The sequence below is a fragment of the Oribacterium sinus genome, assembly GCF_014202695.1.
Classification (GTDB): domain Bacteria; phylum Bacillota; class Clostridia; order Lachnospirales; family Lachnospiraceae; genus Oribacterium; species Oribacterium sinus.
In genome coordinates this window covers 167,971-189,126 of sequence record NZ_JACHHH010000003.1, presented here as the reverse complement: position 1 = coordinate 189,126, position 21,156 = coordinate 167,971, and the positions used below count along the sequence as shown (strand labels likewise).

The 21,156-nt window shown below is 44.2% G+C and carries 15 protein-coding genes and 1 tRNA gene; 9 read left to right on the top strand and 7 right to left on the bottom strand.

Going from position 1 to position 21,156, the window contains the following annotated elements:
• Positions 1-45: 45 nt before the first annotated feature.
• Complete coding sequence (locus HNQ46_RS04200; protein WP_183683297.1) at positions 46-321, top strand: TIGR04076 family protein; 276 nt, start codon at positions 46-48, stop codon at positions 319-321.
• On the opposite strand, the gene HNQ46_RS04195 is transcribed toward HNQ46_RS04200, so the two are convergent.
• The 5 genes from HNQ46_RS04195 to HNQ46_RS04175 form a co-directional block, all read right to left on the bottom strand.
• Positions 318-1,403: a prephenate dehydrogenase gene (locus HNQ46_RS04195; RefSeq protein WP_183683295.1), complete on the bottom strand. Its 1,086-nt coding sequence runs from the start codon at positions 1,401-1,403 to the stop codon at positions 318-320. The two genes, HNQ46_RS04200 and HNQ46_RS04195, sit on opposite strands and share 4 nt — an antisense overlap.
• 85 nt (positions 1,404-1,488) lie before the next feature.
• Entirely contained in the window at positions 1,489-2,316 is an 828-nt protein-coding gene (locus HNQ46_RS04190; protein WP_183683381.1) for a carbohydrate ABC transporter permease, read from the bottom strand.
• A gap of 14 nt (positions 2,317-2,330) precedes the next feature.
• On the bottom strand, positions 2,331-3,248 hold the full coding sequence (locus tag HNQ46_RS04185; protein ID WP_183683293.1) for a carbohydrate ABC transporter permease: 918 nt from the start codon (positions 3,246-3,248) through the stop codon (positions 2,331-2,333).
• Positions 3,249-3,310: 62 nt separating this feature from the next.
• Entirely contained in the window at positions 3,311-4,618 is a 1,308-nt protein-coding gene (locus tag HNQ46_RS04180; protein ID WP_183683291.1) for an ABC transporter substrate-binding protein, read from the bottom strand.
• A 208-nt stretch (positions 4,619-4,826) separates the two neighbouring features.
• Positions 4,827-6,839, bottom strand: coding sequence for a DUF5696 domain-containing protein (locus tag HNQ46_RS04175; RefSeq protein WP_183683290.1), 2,013 nt, complete (start codon positions 6,837-6,839; stop codon positions 4,827-4,829).
• A 422-nt stretch (positions 6,840-7,261) separates the two neighbouring features.
• Between HNQ46_RS04175 and HNQ46_RS04170 the strand changes: the two genes are divergently transcribed.
• The gene (locus tag HNQ46_RS04170; protein ID WP_183683287.1) at positions 7,262-7,510 is read left to right on the top strand and encodes a phage holin family protein; all 249 of its coding nucleotides are present in this window, start codon (positions 7,262-7,264) and stop codon (positions 7,508-7,510) included.
• Between the two features lie 282 nt (positions 7,511-7,792).
• Here HNQ46_RS04170 and HNQ46_RS04165 read toward each other — a convergent pair.
• Positions 7,793-7,866 (bottom strand) — tRNA-Pro (locus HNQ46_RS04165).
• A gap of 156 nt (positions 7,867-8,022) precedes the next feature.
• Positions 8,023-13,020, bottom strand: coding sequence for a bacterial Ig-like domain-containing protein (locus tag HNQ46_RS04160; protein WP_183683285.1), 4,998 nt, complete (start codon positions 13,018-13,020; stop codon positions 8,023-8,025).
• Between the two features lie 397 nt (positions 13,021-13,417).
• Here HNQ46_RS04160 and rpsL point away from each other — a divergent pair, with 397 nt between their 5' ends.
• The 7 genes from rpsL (at position 13,418) to HNQ46_RS04125 (ending at position 21,114) form a co-directional block, all read left to right on the top strand.
• Complete coding sequence (rpsL, locus tag HNQ46_RS04155; RefSeq protein ID WP_007157964.1) at positions 13,418-13,840, top strand: 30S ribosomal protein S12; 423 nt, start codon at positions 13,418-13,420, stop codon at positions 13,838-13,840.
• A gap of 162 nt (positions 13,841-14,002) precedes the next feature.
• A complete protein-coding gene (rpsG, locus tag HNQ46_RS04150; protein ID WP_007157963.1) occupies positions 14,003-14,473 on the top strand; it encodes a 30S ribosomal protein S7 in 471 nt (156 codons plus the stop codon).
• A gap of 14 nt (positions 14,474-14,487) precedes the next feature.
• Complete coding sequence (fusA, locus tag HNQ46_RS04145) at positions 14,488-16,605, top strand: elongation factor G (RefSeq protein ID WP_007157962.1); 2,118 nt, start codon at positions 14,488-14,490, stop codon at positions 16,603-16,605.
• A 260-nt stretch (positions 16,606-16,865) separates the two neighbouring features.
• Positions 16,866-18,059: an elongation factor Tu gene (gene tuf / locus HNQ46_RS04140; protein WP_007157961.1), complete on the top strand. Its 1,194-nt coding sequence runs from the start codon at positions 16,866-16,868 to the stop codon at positions 18,057-18,059.
• 129 nt (positions 18,060-18,188) lie between these two features.
• Entirely contained in the window at positions 18,189-19,247 is a 1,059-nt protein-coding gene (locus HNQ46_RS04135) for a hypothetical protein (RefSeq protein WP_183683283.1), read from the top strand.
• A 97-nt stretch (positions 19,248-19,344) separates the two neighbouring features.
• Positions 19,345-20,370: a tRNA preQ1(34) S-adenosylmethionine ribosyltransferase-isomerase QueA gene (gene queA / locus HNQ46_RS04130; protein ID WP_183683281.1), complete on the top strand. Its 1,026-nt coding sequence runs from the start codon at positions 19,345-19,347 to the stop codon at positions 20,368-20,370.
• Between the two features lie 15 nt (positions 20,371-20,385).
• Positions 20,386-21,114, top strand: a complete 729-nt coding sequence (locus tag HNQ46_RS04125) for a pseudouridine synthase (protein WP_183683279.1) — start codon at positions 20,386-20,388, stop codon at positions 21,112-21,114.
• The last annotated feature ends 42 nt before the right edge of the window (positions 21,115-21,156 follow it).

The window sequence follows — 21,156 nt, the reverse complement described above, 5'->3', positions numbered from 1 at the left end:
AGATGCAGTTTTATATACATTTTTGTTGAGAAAGAGTAGGGCGCTATGGGAAAGAGACCAAGAATCAAATTAACGGTTACCGACAGAAGAGGCAAGATGGGCTGCCATAGAGGACACCATATAGGACAGACCTTTGATTTTGATACGGAGCGGGGAGAGATTTGCCCTATGGCCATGCACTGTGCCTTTCCTTATATTGATATATTACGTTACGGCGGAAAGATTCCCGGACAAGAAGAAGGAACAGCAGAGTTTTGCTGTTCCGATGCAGATACCATTATGGTATTTAAGGCAGAAATTGTAGAGGACGAGGGGGTTTAGAAGACAAAGCCGTACTTATGGAGAAGCTTCTTCGCCATTTCACAATCCTCTCCGGTGTAGAAGGAGATTTGTAGGGCTCCTTCCCCTTTTTCCCGGTTATGATTAATACCAAGATTACGGATGCTGACCATGTTGGAAGCCAGAATGGTGGAGATAATGGAAATGGCACCCGGATGATCCTGCACATGAAGAGAAATTGCATATTCGCTATGAATCAGTCCCTGGGCGGAGCTGTCCATGGAATTCCGGTATTCTCCGGATTCCCGGAAGAGCTCTGCAATGCCCTGGGGCTCTTCTTTTTCTATGGAAGCTTTGATTTCCTCCAGCAAATTTTGGTAATGGGCAATCATTTGAAGAATCGGTTCCTTATTACTGAGGCAGATTTGCTGCCACATAATGGGAGAAGAGGAGGCGATACGGCTAATGTCTTTAAAGCCTCCGGCGGCCAGCTTTTTCATGGTCCCCTTCTCATCCTCTTCCTTCAAAAGCTTCACAAGACTTGCAGCAATCAGATGGGGGAGGTGGCTCACACAGGCTACAGCCTTATCATGCTCCTCCGGACTCATCACAAAGGGAATGCTGCCTATAGAAGAGAGGAAGTGCTTCATTTTCTCGATAGCTTCTGTAGGAAAGCCCTGTCCCGGAGTCAGGAGATAATAAGCATTTTCCAAAAGAAGAGAGTCGGAGGCCTTGTATCCGGAAGATTCTGAGCCTGCCATAGGGTGTCCACCGCAAAAACGGGAGGCAAGTCCTAAAGCTTCCGCTTCTTCCATAATGGAGCGTTTGGTGGAACCCACATCCGTCAGCAAAGCATGAGAAGAAAGCTTGGGTGCCAGTTCCCGTAAGAATTTTCGGTTCCATTCCACCGGAGTGCATAAAAAGAGGAGCTCCGTATCCGCAGGAATTTCTTCAATACTTTGCAGTCCTCTTTCTATAATTCCTTCCGAAATAGCCATCTCTACGGAATGTTGATCCTTCTCCAGTACAGAAATCTTGGCATTAGGATAGGTTTTTTTGATGGCTTTCGCAATGGATCCCCCGATTAAACCCAAGCCGATTAATGTAAAGTTTTGCCATTCCATAGCGAAATCCCCCTTACTTCATATAGTATTTTCAGATTATACAGGAAAATGACGGAGAAGAAAAGAAAGGGGAAGGCATCCTCTTTTATCCCTTAATTCCTGATTGTGCCACCCCTTCGATAAACTGTTTTTGGAAGAGGAAGAAAATCAAAATGACGGGAATCACCGCCATCACCGCTCCTGCCATCTGCATGGGATACTGGGTGGTGTACTGCCCCTGCAGGGTGGAGAGGGCAGGTCCCAGAATCATGTTTTTTGGAGAGGTGTTTACAATGAGGGGCCACATAAAGTCATTCCAGGCAAATTTAAAGGTGAAAATGCTTAGCGTCACCAGCCCCGGCTTCACCAAGGGTAACATGATTTTCCCGAAAATCTGATAGCGGTTGCAACCGTCAATAATGGCCGCTTCTTCCAGTTCCTCCGGTAGGGAGAGGAAAAATTGCCGCATCAAGAAGGTTCCGAAGGCGCTGAAAAGGTTCGGAATAAAGAGGGCGGGGATACTGTCCAAAAGCCCCATTTTCTGAATAATCAGATACTGAGGAATCAGGAAGATCTGTCCCGGTACCATAAGGACGGAAAGCAGCAGAATAAAGATGAGATTTTTAAAGGGAAACTTTATTCTGGCAAAGGCATAGCCCGCCATGGCGCAGAAGAGTAGCTGTGCCACTACCGTAATCACTGTAGATAAAATCGTATTAAAGTAAATCCTTGCAAAGGGTAGGGAACTTATAATTTGGGTATAAGCCACAGTGATAAATTTCTTTGGGAAAATGGAAGGTGGTATTTGCATGGCTTCACCGCTGGTCTTAAAGGAGGTCAGCACCATCCAAAGAAAGGGGAAGATGGTTACGCCGAGACCGGCGAATAAAACCAAATGAACAAGGAGCTTTTTCCAAGAAAATTTCTGATTCATCATGTTCCTCCTTTCTAATAATTTACCCACTTCTTTTGTACAGAGAACTGTATCAAGGTAATCAGCATAATTACAGCAAAAATCAAGATGGAAATGGCCGCCGCATAGCCCTTATAGCCGTAATCAAAGGCCTGCCGGTAGAAGAGCATCACCACAGTCTGGGTGGATTCATAGGCAGGGTTTGATTTCAATACCATCATATACACTACATCAAAGACCTGAAAGGCGCTGATAATGGAGGTAATCATGACAAAGAAAATGGTGGGGGTCAGTAAGGGGATGGTAATCTTAAAAAACTGAGTCAGGGAACCTGCTCCGTCAATGGCTGCCGCCTCATAATAGGTTTTGGAGATTCCCTGCATACCGGCTAGAAGAATAATCATGTTATAACCTACAGTCATCCAAAGTCCTACCAGCATAATGACGAAAATAGCGGTTTTGGAATTGGTTAGCCAGCCGATTCGAGGGCCTCCGAAGGAGGTGATTACAGCATTTAAAATGCCCATTTTCTCGTTAAAAACCCATTTCCAAACCATGGCAACAGCCGCCGCCATGGTGACGGAGGGAAGGAAGTATAGGGTGCGGTAAATAGACTTTCCTTTTATCTTGGCATTCAGTAAGGCCGCAATGACCAGAGAAAGAAAGAGACCTACCGGCACGGTCACCACAACATATTTCAGGGTGTTTCCAAAGCTTTGAAAAACCTCTTTGTCAGAAAGCATCTGGCGATAGTTATCCAAGCCGATAAAATGGGTCACATTGAACTTATTGACATCGTTAAAACTGAACCAAAAGTTTTGGATGAAGGGCCAAATATAAAAGACCATAAGTCCTATGGTGACCGGGGCAATAAAAACATAACCTGCAATCCAGTCCTTTACCTTCCAGGACAGTCCGGCCTTTTTCCCTTGTAATTTCTCTGCTGATTTCATATTTACTCCTTTACCCTAAAGAGAAAATATCCCGGAAGCTTTTTCTCCCGGGATAGTAAAGCTTATTGATTCTTGGCAAGGAATGCATCAGCTTCCGTCTTTAAAGCCTTACAAGCCTCTGCAAGACTTTCCTCTCCACTATAGGCCTTTTGTAAAGCCTTAGATTCCATATCGTAGAGCTGTGCCGCATTTTTACATACAGGAAGGGGATAGGCCTTGTCTGTGTGGGCGGTATAGACTGCTAAAGCATACTTGTCGCTGGACTTGGCAAAGAGCTCCTGAGATTCATTTCTTGCGGAAATAACCACACCGGTATTTCCCTGAATATCCATAGCTTCCTTACTGCTGAGCCAGATGGCAAATTCTGTAGCAGCTTCCTTATTCTTACTTCCTTCGTAAACCGCAAAGCCTAAACCGTTGATACAGTTGGTTTCGATTCCGTTAAAGCTGGGAAGCTCTACGCAATCAATCTTATCCTTGATATTGTCGTTGGAAGTATACTCCGGAACCATATAGGATCCGGCAAAGGTCATTGCCAGCTGTCCCCCTTCAAACATAGCATCTGCAGAGGTCTCGGAAAGAGCTGCAGAGCTGGGAGATAGTTCCTTATCAATCATATCAATCCAGCACTGAATTCCGCCCTGGGTTTTGGGATCCTCATAGCCGGAAGTCTTTTTGTCTTCACTGAGAATCCAACCACCGTTGGCAAAAACGGTCTGATAGTACCAGGTTTGGAAGTCTACAGGGCAGGCAAAGGGATAAACACTCTCATCCAATCCGGCTTGCTTCAACTCCTCAGCCTTAGCCACCAAGTCTTCATAGCTCATGTCGTTTGTCGGGTAGCTTACACCGGCTTCATCAAAGATTTCCTTATTGTACCAAAGGGCATTGGTATCAAAATCCTTAGGAACGGCGTAGTTCTTTCCGTCACGAACATAGTTGTTTACCAAAGACTCAGGGAAATTATCCTTAATATCGGACTTGGCGATAGCATCGCTAAGATCTGCCAGGATTCCCCCATCCACATAGCTGTCGGTATGGAGTACATTTAACCAGAATACATCAGGAGCCTTTCCGCCTGTAGCGGCAGCCTCCAGCTTGGTCCAGTATTCTCCGCCCTTATAGGGGGTAAGCTGTACTTCAATGCTGACATCAGGATGAGCCTTGGTATAAGCTTCTGCTAATGACTCGGTCATGGCCCTTTGCTTTTCATCCCAAATTGCCATGGAAAGGGCTACTTTTCCTTCGGACTTTGCTTCTCCGGAAGCACTTTCTCCGCTTGCCGCCTTATTACCGCAGGAAGCCAATAGGGCAGCTCCCATGGTCCACAGGGTAGCCAGTGCCAAGAGTTTTTCTGTTCTTTTTTTCATAATTTTCTCCTTTGCTCTTACTTTATTCTTTACAAGCCTTGCAAAAGTGATTTGCAAGCACTTGTGATGAACCAATTTTTTCTGAAGTGAAATCCAGTTTATAAAGAGGCATACACTTTATAAAAAGGAATGTACTGTGTGAAACGAGATACATTTTTGAAGCGAAATGGAGGCATCCAAAGCTTCTTTCCTAGCGGAATAGTCCGGGTTAGTCTTTAGAAATTCTATAACTGCCTGTCTGTAAATCCACCTCTACAGCATATCCGTTTGCAAATGTGGATCTTTGCCGAAATCCCTTATCATCCAGAATTTCATGTTTTACAAGCTCCGCATCTCCCACATTTTCATGGAAATCACTCACAATACCTACCCTTTCCAAATGTTTTTCCCAAGGCATTTCCTCTTCCAAAGTAAAGGCTCCGTCAATGCCGAGATAGGCAGGATCTCGAATAAGATAAGGGGCACCGCCGTTTAGCAGGGCATAAAGCATGTAGTCCTCCTCCGGAAGCTTTTCCATCATCCAGGGAATTACCAGACAGTCATGGTAAACCAGATTAAACATGGGGATGGGGATTCCGTACTTGGGGCTTCCCGGTTTCCGAAGCATAAAGTCATAGGGGGCGTAATGGCAGAAGATAAGCCAGGGCACAGCCCAATCATTTACCTCTTCGGAGCTTGGTAAAATGTCTTTGCTCAGAAGATAACGGAAGCACTGGCATCGGTATTCATAGGAATCCTTCCGGCGCATTTTATGTCTGGGATTTATACATTCATCTCCCTCGTTACAGGTAAAGACATCCAGATAAGCGCCGTCTAAATTTATTCCCTCATCCAAGAGTCTTTCAAAGTTTCTTCGAACATAATAGGGAGCCTGACTGGTACAGAGGTAGGCTTGAGGACCTCCTGCCCAGCGGGCGTGGGTGAAAATGCTGCCATCGGGACTTTTGCAAGCCAGATCATCATGATAGCTTTCCGCTTTTTTATAGAAATCTCTGTACTGGTCATGGATCCCGAAGAGGAAGCCCAGTTCTTTCATGGTATCGGACAATTCCCGCATACCTTCCCAACCACCGGCTTCTATGCAGGCAGGCCCCACATCCGGGTGCTTATTATCATAGCCCGCATCTCCCCAGCCATCCAAATGGAAGTAGAGCTTCTCTATACCATCCGCCTTTAAAGCTCTCATTTCCTCTGCCCTCTTTCGGAAAGTAGTGAGGTGGTTATTTTTATCCGGGGCATCCTTATCGAAGAACTCCGAATCCGGCTGGACGCAGGTTTTTATCCCCTTGTGCACAAAGGAAGCGCCCAAAAGCTTTCTTACGGAAGGGTTGGCCACTTCCTTTTCCTTTAGCGTCTTTAGTTTGCCTTCCTCCCTTGCCAGCTTCCGATACGTCTTTAAAAGACTGTTGTAGTCACAATCCGATAGAAAGAGATAGCGCATAATCCGGCGATATTCCATTTGCCCAAGACTTGGTTCAATACGAAACTCTATGCTGGTTTCCATGCTTCCTGCTTCATGCACCGCCTCATAGCCCATGTTCCAAGGGGTAAGGCTCTCCGCAAGATAGCCCTCACCATCCTTAATCTGTCCGAAAATGGGGAGGTAGGCGCTGGCTGTACCGAAGCGTCCCTTAAAGCCGTCCTGATGAAAGCTTACATCCCAGGTATTGGGAATCAGGATGCCCTGCTCCTTAGGGATAATGCTGTACCAGGAAGAACTTTCTTTCTGAAAAGCAAAAGGGCCCGGAAAGAGGATTTTATCAATACAATCTATAGGAGCTTCTGTTAAGGGAATCCATTCAAAATATACCTGCTTTGTGCTGTACTCAATCCAGACATAGGTTTCAAAGGAGAAGGAGAGAAGCTCTTCCTTCTTATTACTATAGGACGAGGGGAGAATGAAATCTTTGTAAATGCTGCGAATTCCTTCACCTACGCCGGTACGAATCAGCTCATGGCTTTTGCTTTTGGCATCTTTAAAGTAGAGTAGGGCTTTTATTGTTTCGTTTTCCTCTTTCTCTTTTTCTGCCTTGTCTATCTTGCTATCTTGCCTTTCACCGTTAGATAAATTATCCTTTTTTTCCTGCAAAACAATATAAGGAGAAAAATCTGCCCTAGTTTCCCATTTGGTCTTTCCAGTGTCGATAGAGTATCGTAGGGTTTCTTGATTAAATTCCAATGAAATGTCTTTATAAGAAAGCTTTAATTTTGACGTATTCATAATCCGCACACTCCTGAGCAGCTTTTTGATTTGAAATATTTTGCTATATTATATCCTTTTTTTTGATTTTATTTGTTGAAATATACTGTAAAATAGCTTTTTGTGCAAATACTACATTGAAATGTGCAAATGAAAATAAAGAAGAAACAAAAAGAAAAAAGAGGCTTTATAAGCCTCTTTCGTAATATTGAAAATTAGTGAAATGGATAAATTGAGGAGAAAAAATTTTTCCTTTTCTTTTTTATTGCTAGGGCATCAAAAAATAATAACCGGTAGTATGGCGAAAGAAACTGGAAAGGAGGAGAGAATATGAAGTAGAGACTAAAACCAGCATTACACAAAGTGTAGCTATGTATATTTCTAAGCAATGTGATTTACGTATCATAATGAACTGTTTTACACAAAAGAAGGGAGAATAAGCAATGTTTTATGAAATTGGAAGAGTAGAAGTCATCACAGTCATTACCTACCTTATCTATTTAGGATGCAAGGAATTTAAAGATTTGGATAATAAATACATTCCTTTGATCTGTGGAGTTACTGGGGGAATCCTTGGAGTTATAGGTATGTATACTGTGCCTGATTTCCCAACTAAGGACATTTTAAATTCTATGGCTATTGGAATTGTAAGTGGTCTTTTTGCCACAAAGGCTAATCAGATAAGTAAGTAGCTTATTAAATAAGCATAATAGGGATAAGGAGGGTGAAGGGGATTAAGGGGTGGAGTATGTATCGCCCCTTTTGTGTTAGAGGAGGTGAAAGGAGGGCGGTACATAAGTAAGATGCTCTACATGAAACATTTGCGATAAAAGTTTTCTTTTTTTGCGGGAAAATATACATTTTAAAAAGTGGTCGAAGTAAGTCATAAAAGAAAAACATAAAAAAGCACGTTTCTAAGCCAATCCGCAAGGGTTTAAGGTTTAAAAACGTGCTTAAAAATTTCCAATAAAAAATCGAGGTGACAAGATTCGAACTTGCGACCCCCTGGTCCCAAACCAGGTGCTCTACCAAACTGAGCCACACCTCGGAGTTCCTTCCGTTGAGAAAAGGAACGTCGTTATATTACCCTAAAAGTGAATATTTTGTCAATAGAATTTTTAGAATTTTGATCATAAAAATTTTGAAATTGTTTAGAAAAATGGAGGTAGAAGACTTAGCTCTACCTCCTGCATTTCTATTACAATTATTCCTCCGGAATAGCGTTTCGAACAGCTTCTACTAAAGCATTTCTACTGAAGGTGCATCTCGCAACGGCGTCGATGTCATCTACAGTATCTCTGTTCTTTCCTGTTAGAGCAGGCATGGCAGTTCTTTTTACCTTGTTCCAAAATGAAGCATTTGTGTCGGCAAAGGTGTCATTATCTTCTACTTTGATAATTTTCTTTGCCTTGCTATCCCAGGTTACCTTTACCTTTACGGTGTAGTCATAGGGGACAACTTCGCTTTCTCCATAGAAGGTTTTGATATAGCTGGGATCTGTCTCTTCCTTAGGTTTCTCTGCCGGATTGCTTTCCTCCTTCTTATTAGGATCTTCGGGAGTGGTATTTTCCGTATTCTCTTCATATTTCCAAATGAAGGTCAAATTCATTTTTCCCCACTGAGGATGGGGATTCTTCAGGTTTACTATAAGGCTGGATATTTTATCGGGATTCCAAGCGACATGATTCTGGGGAAGCTCCTTGCCCTTTTGGTTTTTAACAACTACGCTGTAATCGCTGGTGAAATTTCTCTTCTTTTTGCCTGGAACAGAAACATCATATGTTAAACGTCCCTTTGCAGCTTGAATCTGCTCTTTGGAAATGTCTTTTTCCACAAGCTTTTCTCCATGCCAAAAAACTTCTGCATGGCTGGGGAGAAGATCATCTACTGAGCTTTCATCTCCTGTGGAGGGTTTATTTTCCGTCGGATCCTCTTCATAGCTCCAGACATAGTCTATCCGCATGGGAGTCCATTCAGGATATCTCTTTTTCAATTCGATGTGAATTCTGGCATGACTTTTCGAATAAGGAGTATCCAGTTTTGTATAAGGAAGGTCTTCCCCTTTGCTGTTTTTTATTACTATGGTAAAGTTCTCCTCTTTGTTCTGCCCTTTCATTTTTGCAGGAACCTTTACACCTTTGAAGATAAGTTGTCCTTTGCGCTTCTTTACTTCTTCCAAGCTGTAGTCTTTATCTACAATCTTTTCTCCACGCCAATAAACTTCTACGTGTCTGGGGACAACTGCTTCCAGAGATTCATCTGTAGTATTGTTTTCCTCTGGCTTCTCAATGGTGGAAGAGGAAGTTTTCTCGTCCTTTTTCGGTGTCTCCTCTTTAGGATTCTCCGGCTTTGTATCGGGTTTTGAAGCGTCCGGCTTTGGCGTTTCGGGTTTAGGACTCTCAGTTTCTTCCTTTTCAACCGGCGCATTTTCCTCGAACTTAAAGTTTAAAGAGAAGGTTCCTGTTCCTACAAAGTTACCGGAGCTGTAGCTCGGGAATTCTACACGGAACATAATTCCCCTGCTAGTACTCACTGCTGTTAACTCTTCACCGTCCTTATTATAGGCCTTTGCCATAAACTCCTTGGCATTCCATGCTTCTTGGAACTTCTTTGGAATAGGCTGATTAAAACGCTTAATTCCTCCGCTACTTTGTTCCCATTCTTCCTGTGTAAAGCTATAGCGCTTTATTAGTTCTCCGCTCTTGGTACGAATTTCCACCTTAGCGGGAACCTGATTAGCCAGATCTTTAACATTTACGGTAAAGCTTTGGGATAAATCCAGGTCGCCCTTGTGGAAGCGAATGGTAATAGTATTTTCGCCCACGGTATTTAAGCTTGTGTTATTTTCCGGAGTGGAACTAAAGCCTGCGGCCTTTGCCAGCTCCCAGTTTTGATACAGTTTATTGTTACCCTGCTCGGTAACTGCCTCTACGATTAAATCATCAATCTTTAGAGCATCTCCCACATGATATTCCTTCTTTGCCAAATGAGAATCCAGCTTAAAGGAAGCGATGGGAGAGTTGTCCTTGCTGGTATCCACCTTTACGGTATAAAGCTCATAGCCCCAGGAGCTGAAGCCTTCGTGGGAAACATTCTTTAAGGAGAAGCTCCACTGGTTGGCAGCAGCATCATACACGGATCTTGCCACTTCCTTATCCCCATCCATTAAGTGCATGTGGTCAATTTTTCCCTTAGCGGGAATGGTATACCGGAAGTTCTCTTTATCCAGCGTAATGGTAGAGCTGTCTCCATTTGCATAATGTACGTGGATTTCTGTAGGATATTTCTTGCGAATCTCCGCTCTCGGTACGATGGCGCTGACCAAGTCGATATCCATATCCTTTTGTAGAAAATGTACCAAAATCTCCTTGGTTCCTTCCTTAATAGGAGAACCCTGTGCAGGGCTGGTGCTGATACCGTACTGCGCAAATTCCTCGGGACTTACGACTTTCGTTTCTCCGCTTGGAAAATGTAGCTTTAGGCGGGTATCGCTTAAATCCAAAGTCTTACCGCTCTGGCTGGGGTTGGGACGGCTTTCAAATTCCATATAACTAAAGGGGGAAGCCTTCCGGCCTTCTTGCTTCTTCGCTTGATTTAAAGCATTTTCCAGGGCTGAGGTATGGGAACGAAGAGTTCTGGTGGCTCCTGCCAACCCGTCATAATACTTTCCGCTCTTACTGTTAACGGATTTTTTCACTTCGTCAACAGAGTCCAAGCCTTTGACTCTTTCCAGAAGCCGGTCTCTGAACTTGGCAAAAAAGTCCGGTTGTGTGTCATCGGTAAAAACCACACTTTCTGCGGAAACAATCTTTCCGTTTTCAATCCGAACCTTTACGATATTCGCTCCCTTTTCCTGAAAATGGATGCCTTCCTTGGAGGTTCCATAGTAAATCCCATCGGTCAGCCGATTCTCCTCCTTAGGTTTTTCGGGATTTGGTGTTTCCGGATTTACTTTCTCGTTTTCATCCTTTTCTTCCGGGGCATTTTCTTCAAACTTAAAGCTCAGACTCAGCATAGCATTCTGATAAGCTACATCATGGGTATAATTCGGGAATTGCACGCGGAATAGAATTCCTCGTTTGTTTACTTCCACCTTCAATTCGTTGCCATCCTTATTGAAGGCTTTTGCGGTAAATTCCTTGTTGTTCCATGCTGTTTCAAACTTCTTGGGAACAGGAACCTGCACATAGGAAAGCATACCCTGTTTTTCTTCCCATTGAGCTTCGGTAAAGCTGTAGCGCTTTACCAGTTCTCCCGCCTTGGTGCGAATCTCCACCTTAGCGGGAACCTGATTAGCCAGATCTTTAACATTTACGGTAAAGCTTTGGGATAAATCCAGGTCGCCCTTGTGGTAACGAATGGTAACAGTATTATCGCCTACGGTATTTAAGCTTGTGTTATTTTCCGGAGTAGAGCTAAAGCCTGCGGCCTTTGCCATCTCCCAGTTTTGATACAGTTTATTGTTACCCTGCTCGGTTACAGCTTCCACGATTAAATCATCAATCTTTAAAGCATCTCCCACATGGTATTCTTTCTTTGCCAAACGAGAATCCAGCTTAAAGGAAGCGATGGGGGAGTTGTCCTTGCTGGTGTCCACCTTAACTGTATAAAGCTCATAGCCCCAAGAGCTGAAGCCTTCATGGGGAACATCCTTTAAGGAGAAGCTCCACTGGTTGGCAGCAGCATCATACTGAGATCTTGCCACTTCCTTATCCCCGTCCATTAAGTGCATGTGGTCAATCTTTCCCTTAGCGGGAATGGTATACCGGAAGTTCCCTTTATCAAGCGTAATGGTAGAGCTGTCTCCATTTGCATAATGTACGTGGATTTCTGTAGGATATTTCTTTCGAATCTCTGCTCTGGGTACGATGGCGCTGACTAAGTCGATATCCATATCCTTTTGCAGAAAATGTACCAAAATCTCCTTGGTTCCTTCTTTAATGGGAGAACCCTGCGCAGGACTGGTGCTGATACCGTACTGCGCAAATTCCTCCGGGCTTACGACTTTCGTTTCTCCGCTTGGAAAATGTAGCTTTAGGCGGGTATCGCTTAAATCCAAAGTCTTACCGCTCTGACTGGGGTTGGGACGGCTTTCAAACTCCATATAGCTAAAGGGGAAAGCCTTCCGGCCTTCTTGATTCTTCGCTTGATTTAAAGCATTTTCCAGGGCTGAGGTATGGGAACGAAGAGTTCTGGTGGCTCCTGCCAACCCGTCATAATACTTTCCGCTCTTACTGTTAACGGATTTTTTCACCTCATCAACAGAGTCCAAGCCTTTGACTCTTTCCAGAAGCCGGTCTCTGAACTTGGCAAAAAAGTCCGGTTGTGTGTCATCGGTAAAAACCACGCTTTCTGCAGAGACGATTTTTCCATTTTCAATTCGAACCTTAACAATATTTGGACCCTTTTCTTGGAAGTGGATCCCCTCCTTGGAAGTTCCGAAATAAACACCGTCCATAAGACTTTGCTTTTTTTCCTCTTCCTTAGGAGTCTCAGGCTTCGTATCCTCCTTAGGAACTTCAGGTTTCTTATCTTCCTTGGGAATTTCAGGCTTCTTGTCCTCCTTGGGACTTTCGGGTTTTTTATCTGCCTTCGGCTGTTCCGGTTTGGCCTCTTCCTTTGGGGCTTGAATCTGGCTGTCGGAACTGCTTCTACGGGAACGGCTTCTATAAGAGGAATCGGCTGAAGCAGAAGGAATCGATCTGCTGGCTCCGGCAACGCTTTGACCGCTTTCCGTGCCGGGAAGTCCCTTTCCGGCTTCATACACTACCTTGCCATTGGAAAGATAACGTCCGTTTTCGTCTACCGTGTATCCATCCTTGGTTAAGCCGGATACTTTTAACTCTCCCAGAGTTTTAGGATCCTCTGCTTCAAAGAAATAGCAGTAACCGTCAATCCATTGCCAGCCGGTCAGTAATTTTCCGAATTGTCCATTGTGCAAAGTATTGAGGAAATATTTCTTTCCGTCTAAGCTTAACCAACCGGACTGAAGCTCTCCCGAATCCTTTTGGAGATAAAACCAGTCACCATCAGAGACAATCCATTCCTTTCGTAAGTTTTCTTCGTCTTTTCCATAATACCATTTTCCGGAACGGTTAAACCATTGTCCGGCGGTGCTTGCCGGCTTGGCAAAGCTGATACCGGGAAGCAACATTGCTGTGGCTATGGAAAGGACAGCGCATGAAAATGCTTTCCTTTTCATAAGGAACTCCTTTCTACCTCTACAAGAGATAGTACGTGTGATGATATGGTTAGAAGGGAAGAAAAATGATGTAGTATATAGCTAACCATATTCTTAATACTCTTTATTTATGCGAAAATAAAGTTAGTCAAATCTAACCACAAAGAAACGAGATTAAACTATCACAAGAGCAAAAGCCAGTCAATATCTATGATATGCAAAATAATTAATCACTAATATTTATAATAATTATAATAAGGAAGGATTTTTCCCTTGAAAAAAGCCGTGATTTTTCTTGACTTTTCTTTATCCCAAGCTTATATTTGTTGAGCGTGAGTTTTCTCGCGCCTTTCTTTATGCATGCCTTTCGCAAGGTGGTCACATAAAGGGAGCAAAACTATTATGAAAGGAGACCAAAATGCCAACATTTAACCAGCTCGTTAGAAAGGGTAGAGAGACCAGCAAGAAAAAGTCCACTGCCCCTGCTCTTCAGAAAGGGTTCAACTCTTTACAGAAGAGAGCAACTACGAACAGCGCTCCACAAAAGAGAGGTGTTTGTACAGCCGTAAAGACTGCAACACCGAAGAAGCCGAACTCTGCTCTTCGTAAGATCGCCAGAGTACGTCTTTCCAACGGAATCGAAGTAACATCCTACATTCCCGGAGAAGGACACAACCTTCAGGAGCACTCTGTTGTTATGATTCGTGGTGGCCGTGTTAAGGATCTTCCCGGTACACGTTATCACATCATTCGTGGTACTTTGGATACTGCAGGCGTTGCAAATCGTATGCAGGCTCGTTCCAAGTACGGCGCAAAGAGACCTAAGGCAAAGAAGGCTTAAGCCGAAATCGTAGTTTCATTTAGACATGGTTATGACGGAAAATTTGGTCACAAAGATAGATAAGCCTGTGTCCATTTCCGCATGAACTCAAAGAAGATGGGAAAAACATTTTCCTAAGAGAGTACCGTTGATCTAAATCCAGTATTTAAGGAGGGAAGTAACGTGCCACGTAAAGGACATACGCTACACAGAGATGTACTGGCAGACCCAATTTACAATTCCAAGATTGTAACTAAGCTTGTAAACTCCATCATGTTAGATGGTAAGAAGGGTGTTGCACAGAAGATCGTTTATGGAGCATTCGAGAAGGTTGCCGCTAAGGCAGAGAAGGATGCTGTAGAAGTATTTGAAGAAGCAATGAACAACATCATGCCTGTACTTGAAGTAAAGGCAAAGAGAGTTGGTGGTGCCACATACCAGGTACCAATGGAAGTAAAGCCTGAGAGACGCCAGACCTTGGCATTAAGATGGCTTACAGAGTTTTCCAGAAAGCGTTCTGAGAAGACTCAGGCAGAAAGATTAGCAAATGAAATTATGGATGCAGCCAACAACACAGGTGCTGCAGTAAAGCGTAAAGAGGAGATGCATAGAATGGCTGAGGCCAATAAGGCATTTGCTCATTACAGATTCTAATAGGAGGAAAGACATTGGCTGAAAGACAGTATTCCCTTGAGCACACAAGAAATATTGGTATCATGGCGCATATTGACGCCGGTAAAACAACACTTTCCGAGCGTATCCTCTATTACACCGGTGTAAACCACAAGATTGGAGAAACCCACGAAGGTAGTGCTACCATGGACTGGATGGAGCAGGAGCAGGAGAGAGGTATCACCATTACTTCCGCTGCAACCACTTGCCACTGGATTCCTGAGAAGGAGCACAAGAAGATTAAAGGGGCACCGGAATATAGAATCAACCTTATTGACACCCCGGGACACGTAGACTTTACCGTAGAGGTTGAGCGTTCTCTTCGTGTTTTGGACGGCGCAGTAGGTGTATTTGACGCAAAGAGCGGTGTAGAGCCTCAGTCTGAGAACGTATGGCGTCAGGCAGATACCTACAATGTACCTCGTATGGCGTTCATCAACAAGATGGACGTTGTGGGAGCGGATTTCTTCCACTCTGTTCAGACTATCGTAGACCGTTTGGGTAAGAACTGTATCATTACCCAGGTTCCGATGGGAAGAGAAGACACCTTTAAAGGAGTAATCGATCTCTTCGAGATGAGAGCTTACTTCTACAAGGATGACAAGGGTGAAGATATCGAAATCACAGATGTTCCTGAAGAGTTCAAGGACTTGGCTGAGGAATATCGTGAGAAGTTAGTAGAGCAGATTTCCGAGTTGGATGATGACCTTATGGAGAAATACCTTGAGGGAGAAATTCCAAGCGAGCAGGAATTAAAGGCAGCCCTTCGTAAGGGTACCATTGCAGGACAGGCTATTCCTTGTCTTTGCGGTACTGCTTACCGTAACAAGGGTGTACAGAAGCTTTTGGATGCGGTTATTGATTTCTTACCTGCACCGACAGACGTTCCCGATATTCAGGGAACCGATATGGATGGAGAGCCTGACAGCAGACCTTCTTCCGACAGTGCACCTTTCGCTGCTCTGGCATTCAAGATTATGACTGACCCCTTCGTTGGTAAGTTGGCATATTTCCGTGTGTATTCCGGAACATTAAAGACCGGTTCTTATGTTCTGAACTCCACAAAGGAAAAGAAGGAAAGAGTTGGACGTTTGCTGCAGATGCACGCAAACAAGAGAAACGAGTTGGATGAGGTATTCTCCGGAGATATCGCTGCGGCAGTAGGATTTAAGCTTACTTCCACAGGAGATACCATCTGTGATGAGCAGCACCCCATCATCCTCGAGTCCATGGAGTTCCCGGAGCCTGTTATCTCTGTGGCTATCGAGCCTAAGACTAAGGCTTCTCAGGGTAAGATGGGTGAGGCTTTGGCAAAGCTTGCCGAAGAAGATCCTACCTTCCGTGTTAGAACCAACGAGGAAACAGGACAGACCATCATCTCCGGAATGGGAGAGTTGCACCTTGAGATTATCGTAGACCGTCTCCTTCGTGAGTTTAAGGTAGAGGCAAACGTTGGTGCTCCCGAGGTTGCTTACAAAGAGACTTTCACAAAGCCTGTTGATGTGGAAGGAAAGTACATTCACCAGTCCGGTGGTTCCGGTATGTACGGACACTGTAAGGTTAAGTTCGAGCCTATGGATCCAAACGGAGAAGAGCTTTTCAAGTTCCAGTCTACCGTTGTGGGTGGATCTATTCCTAAGGAATACATCCCTGCAATCGAGAAGGGTATTCGTGAAGCTGCCAATTCCGGTATTCTTGCAGGATTCCCTGTACTGGGTGTTAATGCAAACGTTTATGACGGATCTTACCACGAGGTCGACTCTAACGAGCGTGCCTTCGAGTTTGCAGGATCCATCGCCTTCAAGAACGCTATGCAGAAGGCAGATCCAATCCTTTTAGAGCCTATCATGAAGGTGGAGATTACTACACCGGAAGAGTATATGGGTAACGTAATCGGAGACGTAAACTCTCGTCGTGGTAGAATCGAGAGCATGGAAGACATCCCTTCCGGAAAGCAGGTTAATGCCTACGTTCCACTGGCAGAGATGTTCGGATATGCAACAGACCTTCGTTCCAAGACACAGGGTAGAGCAAACTACTCCATGTTCTTCGAGAAATATGAGAAGTGTCCTAAGAACGTTCAGGAAAAGGTTCTTTCCAACGTAAAGAAGTAATAGAACTACGTAGGAAAAAGAACATATTTATTCCATAGAAAAACTTAACTATGGGATAGAAAAAAGAAGATTTAACAGGCCTTTTCTGTGGGCCTTAGGACTACAGAAAAAGGCTTGCTTTCAAGGAAAACTAATGATAAAATCATGGTCACTGGGTTCTTTTTCGGACGAACTTGGGATGTACTGCAATTCGCATGCTATGCATGCGTTGGTGCTTGGCATGATTTTCGTTGTATTACATTTATTAGGAGGGTATTGAAATGGCAAAGGCGCATTTTGAGCGAACCAAACCACACTGTAACATCGGAACTATCGGACACGTAGACCACGGTAAGACAACTCTTACAGCTGCTATCACCAAGGTTTTAGCAGACCGTGTAGCTGGTAACACAGCAACAGACTTCGCTAACATCGATAAGGCTCCGGAAGAGAGAGAAAGAGGAATCACCATCAACACCTCTCACGTTGAGTACGAGACAGAGAAGAGACACTATGCTCACGTTGACTGCCCGGGACACGCTGACTATGTTAAGAACATGATTACCGGTGCTGCTCAGATGGATGGAGCTATCCTCGTAGTAGCTGCTACTGACGGTGTTATGGCACAGACAAGAGAGCACATCCTTCTTGCACGTCAGGTAGGTGTTCCTGCTATCGTTGTATTCCTGAACAAGTGTGACATGGTTGATGATCCAGAGCTTCTTGAGCTTGTAGAGATGGAAGTTAGAGAGCTTCTTTCCGAGTATGAGTTCCCTGGAGATGACATCCCTGTAATCAAGGGTTCCGCATTAAAGGCTCTTGAAGATCCTAAGTCCGAGTGGGGCGATAAGATCATGGAACTTATGGATGCTGTAGACAGCTATATCCCGGAGCCAGCTCGTGAGACTGATAAGCCTTTCCTTATGCCTGTTGAGGATATCTTCACCATCACAGGACGTGGAACTGTTGCTACCGGTAGAGTAGAGCGTGGAGTTCTTCACGTATCTGATGAAGTTGAAATCGTTGGAATCAACGAGGAGACTCAGAAGTCCGTTATCACCGGTATCGAGATGTTCCGTAAGCAGCTTGATGAGGCTATGGCAGGAGATAACGTTGGTCTTCTTCTTCGTGGTATCAACCGTGACCAGATTGAAAGAGGACAGGTTATTTGTAAGCCGGGTTCTGTAAAGTGCCACAAGAAGTTTACCGCTCAGGTTTACGTATTAACAAAGGATGAAGGTGGACGTCATACTCCTTTCTTCACCAACTACCGTCCACAGTTCTATTTCAGAACAACTGACGTAACCGGAATCTGCATGCTGCCAGACGGCGTAGAGATGGTTATGCCCGGTGATAACACTGAGATGGAAGTAGATCTTATTCACCCAATCGCTATGGAAGAGGGACTTCGTTTCGCTATCCGTGAGGGTGGAAGAACTGTAGGATCCGGAAGAGTTGTTAAGATTCTTGAGTAATTAGAAAGAATCCCTAAACGAATCTTTAAGAAAAGCGTGTTTCGTAAGGAACACGCTTTTTTGCTGTATTTTTTACCTAAAGTGCGTTATGATAGAAAAGTTAAACTGAACAAAGATAGGACAAAAAATATGGGAAAAAATCTTGATACTTTAGATGATGTAAAGAAAATGTTGTCGAAAAAAAGTCGAGAAAAGATTATTTTAAAGAAAAGAAATCAACGACAGAGAAAACTGCATAAGATTCAGAAAAAGAGAAGGGATTTCCATGAGCAATCCTTTTTTCTGATACCGATTATTGTCTTGGTTTTGATTGTGCTGATTAAAATATTGGAAGCTTTTGGCTTCGGCGCATCACCCTATCAGGAGAAAGCAAAGCCGAAGGCCAGCACTTCTACCATTGTCAGTTCTTCAGATGTGGAAGAGGATAAAGATCAGACTTTAGCGGAATACAATGATGATGTGCTGGTGAAATTTTTCCAGGAGTATTTTCAAGCAAAGCTTGCTGCGGATGTGGATACGCTTTATCGTCTCAGCGGTGTGGAAAATCAAAGCAAGGAGCAAAGAGAAAGGTTACAAAAGCAGCTGAAAACCCAAGCCGGATATATAGAAGCCTATGACAATATAAAAACCTACGCGGTACCCGGTATAGGAGAGAATGAAAAGCTTATTTTCCTGCAGTATCAGGTACATTTCCGAAGGGCGAAAACTCCGGCACCGGCTTTGATGTACTGCTATATGCGGGTAAATGACCAAAATTCCTTTGAGTTGGTGGAAAATAAAACTCCGGAGCAAACAAAATTTATTCATGCCTATATTGCCACCCATGCCAATGTGCAGGATTTAATCAATGCGGTGGATTCTCAGCTTTTAGAGGCTCTATCTTCAGATTCTCGACTGGCTGTTCTTTATGATGCCTTCCAAACCGGAAGAATCTATACCCAGGATCAGGCCTCCATTGATTCCGAGGTATCTCTTTTAGAGGTAAATGATGATGGACCGGCTGCGGTTACAGAATCCGATGGCAGTGTTTCCCTATCTCCCGGTGGGGAAGCAAGTTCTTCAGCTTCTGAAAATCCGACATCGGCGGAAAATGCCGGCAGAGATACTTTAGCAGATGCCGGTACGGAAGCAACAGCTACGACAAGCTCAGAAGGAGCTACAGAAAGTACGACTGCCGGTAACGGATAGATGACCTAGCAGATATAGTCTTTATCCAAAGAAATAGTATAGCTAAAGTATTACCATCCGGTAACGGATAGGAGATAGAGTTACAGAAGGGAATTCCATGAATACCAAGGACTTTTATTATGATTTACCGGAGGAATTGATTGCGCAGGATCCCCTGCTGAATCGCTCCTCCTCTCGACTCATGCTTTTAGATAAGGAAACGGGAGAAATCGAGCATAAGCATTTTTATGATATCCTGGATTATTTGCATCCGGGAGATTGTCTGGTTTTAAATGAAACCAAGGTGATTCCGGCAAGATTATACGGGGTGAAGGAAGATACCGGAGCGCAGGTAGAGGTGCTTTTGTTGCATCGGAAAGATAAGGAGCACTGGGAGTGTCTGGTAAAGCCCGGAAAGAAATTAAAGCCCGGCGCAAGAATTTCCTTTGGGGATGGAAGACTGAAGGCGGAGATAGTAGATATTTTAGAGGAGGGAAACCGGCTGATTCGCTTTGAATTCAGCGGAATTTTTGAAGAGGTATTGGACCAACTGGGAGAGATGCCTCTTCCCCCTTATATTACCCATAAATTAGAGGATAGAACCCGTTATAATACCGTCTATGCTAAAGAAGAGGGCTCTGCGGCAGCCCCTACGGCGGGACTGCATTGGACCAAAGAGCAACTGGAGCAGTGTGAGGCTAAGGGGATTGAGATTCTTCGCATCACCCTTCATGTAGGCCTTGGTACCTTCCGGCCGGTGAAAATGGAGGAAGTGGAGAAGCATCACATGCATTCTGAATATTATTCCGTTTCCCAAGAGGTGGCGGAGAAGATAGAAGCCTGCAAAAAAAGAGGGGGAAGAGTCATCTGTACCGGAACCACCTCCTGCAGAGCCCTGGAGTCCGCCGCAAGAGAAAGTGGAAAAATAGAAGCCAAGTCCGGCTGGACAGATATTTTCATCTATCCGGGATTTTCTTTTAAGGTGATGGATGCCTTGATTACCAACTTCCATTTGCCGGAGTCCACCCTTCTTATGCTGGTTTCCGCATTGTCCAGCAGGGAGAAAATCTTGCATGCCTATGAAGAGGCGGTTAAGGAAAAGTATCGTTTCTTCAGTTTTGGGGATGCCATGTTTATTCATTAGGAATAAGGGGGAAGGATGCGTATCAATAAATGGCTCAGTGCCATGGGGATTTGTTCCAGAAGAGAGGCGGACCGTTATATTTCCGAAGGCAAGCTTTTGGTAAACGGAGAGAAAGCCAGCCTTGGCATGGAAATTCTGGGAAAAGAGGAGATTCTCTTAGAGGGGAAGCTTATTTCCGGAAAAGGGCATAAGAAGGAAAAACCAAAGCCTGTACTGCTGAAATATTATAAGCCAAGAGGCATTATTTGTACCACAGGAGAGAAGGACAGAGGGAAAAATGTCATTGAGGCCATCGGCTATAAGGAAAGAATCTACCCAATCGGTCGTCTGGATAAAGACTCTGAAGGCTTGTTGCTTTTGACCAATCAGGGAGATTTGGTGAATCAAATCAATAAAGCCAGCGGCTATAAGGAAAAAGAATACATTGTTTCGGTGGATAAGCCGGTGACCAAAGAGTTTTTACAGGAAATGTCCTCAGGTGTTTACCTTCCGGAACTGGAGAGAAGCACCAGACGGGCAGTGCTTTGGCAGGATCCGAAGCTGCCCAAGGAGATTCAGCGGAAGCAGTTTCACATTGTCTTAACGGAAGGCTTAAATCGCCAGATTCGTAGAATGTGCGAAGCCCTTGGCTATGAAGTGACTCGCTTAAAGCGGATTCGGGTGATGAATATAGAACTGGGAAAAATGAAACCCGGAGAATATTTCGAGATAAAAAGAGAAGACTTAGAATTTTTTGAGGGATAGTTTAGAGAGTGAATAGCCATAGGCTGAGAACTTAAGAGGATA